Annotated in this window: 3 protein-coding genes; all 3 read right to left on the bottom strand. The window is 38.2% G+C overall.

Annotated features, from left to right (window positions below):
* Positions 1-655, bottom strand: a 655-nt coding sequence (locus E1176_RS05330; protein ID WP_155209534.1) for a succinate dehydrogenase cytochrome b subunit, incomplete at its 3' end; no start/stop codon positions are given.
* A gap of 126 nt (positions 656-781) precedes the next feature.
* Positions 782-919 carry a hypothetical protein gene (locus tag E1176_RS05325; protein ID WP_155209533.1) on the bottom strand — a complete coding sequence of 46 codons (138 nt, stop codon included), beginning with the start codon at positions 917-919 and terminating at the stop codon, positions 782-784.
* Positions 920-1,113: 194 nt separating this feature from the next.
* Positions 1,114-4,347, bottom strand: coding sequence for a PKD domain-containing protein (locus tag E1176_RS05320; protein ID WP_155209532.1), 3,234 nt, complete (start codon positions 4,345-4,347; stop codon positions 1,114-1,116).
* Between the last annotated feature and the right edge of the window lie 102 nt (positions 4,348-4,449).

Here is a 4,449-nt window from a genome sequence, read left to right as displayed (position 1 = left end):
GAATAGAGGCAAATAGCGCGGGTATAATCACAGCGATTGCATATCCAACAACACGTATAACAGGATTGTATTTGGGGTGGTTCAGGCCTAATGTCTGAAAGGCTGACTTAAATCCATGGAATAAGTGAAACATTAATCCTAGCATGGCAGCAACATATATTGCTACATACCACCATTCTGAGAATGCTGCTGATACCACTGAGTAAAGATCTTTATACTCCTCACCATCATAGTTTACCGTTTCAATTCCACCCCAGTGCATCTCATACCAGAAGTTTCTTAAATGAATAATTAAGAAAATTAAGATGATTGTACCTAAGATACCCATATTTCTAGAGCTCCAGGTGCTGTTGGTGCTACCTTTGGTCATAGCATAATCAACAGGTCTCGATTTTTTATTATGCACTGTTAAAATTATGGCCCATATAATATGGACTAAGAAAGTAGCATATAATAAATATGAGGTAGTTTTAATGATAGGGTTTGTGGTCATAAACTTAGCGTATACATTAAAGGCTTCGCCCCCATCATCGAGGAGTAATTGGAAGTTTCCGGAAAGGTGTACGATAAGAAAAGTGATAAGAAACAAGCCCGTGAGTGCCATTAATACTTTTCGACCCAGGGTGCTAGACATAGCGTTAGTAAACCAGCTCATGTGTATGATTAAAGTTTAGATATGTAACAAACAAACGTTGCCAAAGTTACACGCCAACTAAATAGCAAACAACAAGCAGTTTTATTTCGAAAGATTCTAAATAGGAGAGGAATAAGAGGTGAGGGACTAAAAAATAAGTTCTAAGAGAAATACAGTAAAACCTACAAAGAAAACAGCAGCTGCCAGAAATTCTTCTCGTTTCACGAAATTTCTTGCTGCCATCTTTAGGGTTTTTATCCTGTCTTTGTTCTTCTCCAACTTCATGCTTATAATTATTCAATTAATGTGCCGAAGAGTCATCCCCCTCTAATAACTAAATTTGGGGGATTATGAGATTTAAACTGAGTAATTAAGTCTCAAAATGGGATAAAATACAGATTAGGGAGTGGTGTGTTTTTCTTTCCAATAAAAAAGGGAGGCTTTACAGGCCTCCCTTATATCCAATATTAAGATGGATGTTAATACTTCATTATTCTGCCTTTTTGCAAAGGGTTATTTTTTTGATCTACGATAGTGTATAAGTACATCCCTTGATCAAGTCGATCAAGTGTAACATCTCCATAACTGTTTACCTGCTGAACAGTAGTGCCGTTTACTGACTTTATTTCAATGTTTACAAGATCATTTGAGGCTCTCAATGTAAGCAGCTCAGTTTTAGCCATGAAGTTTTTCTCAATATTATTCATGGCTTCATCAATTGTATTTTCATTGTTAATAAATGAACTCTGCGCATCGTTAGTGGCTCCTTTTCTAGCATTTGTAGATCTACCACTTGCATATTGATTCAATAACCAGGCATATAAGCCAGTTACATCAGGATCAAAAGTGTTTTTCCAGCTTTGTGTTTGATTGCCTGATTCAGCTGCAAAATAAGATACGGTAGTATTACAATTGTCTATTTTATTATAAAAGCTTAATGCATTACTGTAAGTGTTTACCTCATCAGCTGTGCTGTTTGCCAGATAGAGAGCAGCTCCGCTTCCTGCTATGTCACAAGCTAGAGAGTTTGGCATCCAATAACTCACAGCGGCTGCGGCAGCCCATCTGTTGTTGCTATTAGTGTCATCTTTTAATCGATATAATGCATCTTCACCACCTTCGTCAAAACCAGTAAGATATATTCTGCTCGCATCCACAGCATAATTTTCTACCACATAATCGTAGAATCTATCTACAGTTCCTTTCCAAAACCCTGAGCCTTTAGCAATTTGAGGGCTTAGCACGATAAAGCATTCACCATTGACACAAATCTCTTTTCCTTGATTTAGATAATACATGGGACCTTCATTTTTGATGAGATCAAGATTTGAACCACCAGCATTATCTGAATGTAAGTAAATGATAACAGGGTAGCTTTTTGAGTTATCGTAGCCAGCAGGTAAGTATTCGAGATATCCTAAACCATCGCTAGAAGTCTTTTTGTTAATTGTTAGTGGCTCGTTATTACCCCCACCATTACCAACTGTTACCTTCACTCGGTCACTTGACTTACCGCCATCATTATCTGTTACAGTAATCTCTAATTCATATACACCCTCAACAAAGTCTACCATTGTTAATTTTGCTCTGTCTGTATTCCAAAGTGATACACTTGGGCCAGATACCTTTTTCCAGTTGAATTTAGCTATTGAACCATCATTGTCAGATGCTTGGGCTACAATAAACACTGACTGGTCAGACGGACTTACAGTTATATCTGCACCGGCATTTACATTAGGTAGTTGATTGCCGCTGCCGCTACCACCAATTGTTACATTAATTTCATCTGTTGCTTTTCCACCATCATTGTCTACTACTGTGATTTCTAACTTGTATGTTCCTTCTTGATAATCTACCATGGTAAGTTTAGAACGATCTGTATTCCATAGAGAAACTGAAGGACCACTTAGTTTTTTCCAGCTAAATGAACTGATACTGCCGTCATTGTCAGAAGCTTCGGCATTTATGTATATTGGATCATTTGATAAAGGCTTATTGATGTCGTTGCCAGCATTAACTGTTGGGAGCTCGTTATTGCCAGAGCCTGTATTACCAACTGTCACTGTAACTTGGTCAGTAGCCTTACCACCGTCATTATCTTCAACCAATACTTCTATAATGTAAGTACCTTCAACAAAATCAACCATAGTCAATTTAGACCTGTCTGTATTCCAAAGTGAAACGGAAGGTCCGCTAACTTTTTTCCATTTAAATGAGGCTATAGAACCATCAGAATCTGAAGCCTGAGCAACAACGAATACTTGTTGATCAGATACATCAACTGTTAAATCCTCACCAGCGCTTACAGTAGGTAATTCATTTCCAGCAGAATTACCAGAGACAATAACTTGTACCTGATCAGTTGCTTTGGCTCCATCGTTATCTTCTACAGTTACTTCGAATTTATAAGTACCTGTAATGAAATTTACTAATGTAAGCTTTGGTCTGTCGGCATTCCACATTGAAATTGAAGGACCACTTAATTTTTTCCAGCTAAATGACTTTATAGATCCATCACTATCAGAAGCGTCTGCATTTAGGTAGATCACTGGATCGGAAAGATTGGCATTTACATCATTACCAGCGTCAACAGTAGGAGCGTTGTTGCCAGCACCTGCACCAACAATAAGTTGAACCTGGTCTTTTGCTTGAGCACCGAGATTGTCTGTTACTGCTATTTCAAACTTATAGGTTCCTACATTTAAGTTTTGTACAGTTAAGTTTGGACTTTGCGCATTAAGTAAATTTGCTGCCGGCCCACTTAGCTTTTTCCAATTGTAAGTATCGATTGAGCCATCAGGATCTGATGCCTGAGCCATTATAGAAACTGACGGAGTTGTTTCAACAGCATTTAAATCAGCTCCAGCATCAACAATTGGTGATTGGTTGGATGCTGGAGGATCTGCTGGTCCACCGCTATTATCTAACGTGTGTGAAAGAAGCCATTGATAAACGTTGGGGCTATATTCAGAGTTGTCAGTTTTATATACCTTGTTCCAAATCCAATGAGCAGCATTTTCGATTGCCGTAAAAGTGTTTTCCTGAGTATTTGCGGGACTGTCATTAATAGCATTAAACATGCTTAAGCCAGAGTTAAAACCGATTGTATTATCAGCTGTACCATGGAAGCCCCAAACTGGAATATTTCTTTCTGCTATTATATCACCTTTGGAAGTATTACCCCAAGCACATAAAGGAGCTATAGCTGCTAGAGTGTTTAATTCATTCTCAACATCGTAAGCTCTTTCATAGACTCCGTTTCCACCGAGTGAAAGACCTGTTAAATAAATTCTGTTAGGGTCATATCTATAATTTTCAGGACCATCTAAGATGTAATCCCAGAATTCCTTTTGAGCATAACCAGTCCAGTTGCCACCACCGGTTAGTTGAGGGGAGATAACGATAAAACACTCCTCCTTGCCATTTACATTAAAACATAGGCTGCCTTGGTTTTCAACCTCTTTAGGAGGACCATTTTTAGCAGCTTTATACATATCTGCTGGGGAATTACCTCTCTCTCCTGCACCGTGTAAGAATACAAGTAGGGGATACTTTTTATTCGGATTGCTTTCATACCCAGGAGGCAAATGTTCAAGGTAACCTTGAACTTTAAAGAGTTCAACAGTTTTCACCTTGTTATGCTTAAGTGTAGAGTTTTGGGCAAACACAAGTGTTGCTGCCATCATCAACAGGGCTGTGATAGATAATTTCATGAATACTTTAATTAAAACTTTACAAATAGGACTTTGAAATGCACCCTCCTTCACAAAGTGATTCAAAGTCGATCGTGCAAATCTATCCGTAAAGATTAGAAC

The sequence above is a fragment of the Fulvivirga aurantia genome (assembly GCF_009711475.1).
Taxonomy (GTDB): Bacteria; Bacteroidota; Bacteroidia; order Cytophagales; family Cyclobacteriaceae; genus Fulvivirga; species Fulvivirga aurantia.
This window is presented reverse-complemented; position numbering and strand designations above follow the sequence as displayed.

Excerpts from the sequence above, each read along its gene's own strand:
- E1176_RS05320 (WP_155209532.1), bottom strand. The coding sequence starts at position 4,347 with ATGAAATTATCTATCACAGCCCTGTTGATGATGGCAGCAACACTTGTG.
- E1176_RS05325 (WP_155209533.1), bottom strand. The coding sequence starts at position 919 with ATGAAGTTGGAGAAGAACAAAGACAGGATAAAAACCCTAAAGATGGCA.